Annotated in this window: 1 protein-coding gene; it reads left to right on the forward strand. The window is 65.0% G+C overall.

The annotated features are described in order from the left end of the window. Positions 1-92 precede the first annotated feature (92 nt). Positions 93-913: hypothetical protein (locus NZ960_08580; protein MCS7177644.1), on the forward strand; the 821-nt coding region annotated here is incomplete at its 3' end.

The following is a 913-nucleotide window of genomic DNA, read 5'->3' on the forward strand; positions in this document are numbered from 1 at the left end:
GCTCTCTGGTGAGCGGGAACGCCTGGAGTCTAACCGGCAACAGTGGAACAAACCCGGCGACGAATTTTTTGGGGACGACGGACAATCAGCCGTTGGTGATTCGTACCAACAACGCTGAGCGGCTGCGGGTGACGGCGGCGGGGAACGTGGGTATCGGGGTGAATGCACCGAGCGAGCGGCTGGAGGTAGCGGGCAACATTGGGCTGCGGGCGGGGGCGGCAGCGTTCGTGGGGACGGTGGACAATTTTGGACTGAGCCTGCGGACGAACAATGCCGATCGGGTCAGCATCAGCACAAGCGGGGATGTGACGGTGGTGAGTGGGCATGTGCTGGTGCAGAACACGGACAACACGGCGCGGCAGGTGCGCTTGTATGAGCCGTCGGGGGCGGGGACGAACTACACGGCCTTCCAGGCGCAGGCGCAGACGGCCGACATCACGTACCTGTTGCCGGCGACAATAGGTAGTGCAAACCAGGTCTTGGCGATTGCGTCTGTCAGCGGCACGACAGCGACACTGACGTGGGCGTCCATAACGGAGACGGACCCGCAGGTGGGGGTGCTCAGCGACGGGCAGGTGGCCTTCTGGGCAGGGGGAGCTGGGGGAGCGCTGACGGGGAGCGACCAGCTGTTTTGGGATGCGACGAACAACCGGTTACGGGTTGGTGGGACGACGGCGCCGGTGGAGCGGCTGGAGGTAGCGGGCAACATTGGGCTGCGGGCGGGGGCGGCAGCGTTCGTGGGGACGGTGGACAATTTTGGGCTGAGCCTGCGGACGAACAATGCCGATCGGGTCAGCATCAGCACAAGCGGGGATGTGACGGTGGTGAGTGGGCATGTGCTGGTGCAGAACACGGACAACACGGCGCGGCAGGTGCGCTTGTATGAGCCGTCGGGGGCGGGGACGAACTACAC

The sequence above is a fragment of the Candidatus Kapaibacterium sp. genome (assembly GCA_025059875.1).
In the GTDB taxonomy this organism is placed as follows: Bacteria; Bacteroidota; Ignavibacteria; order Kapaibacteriales; family HRBIN21; genus HRBIN21.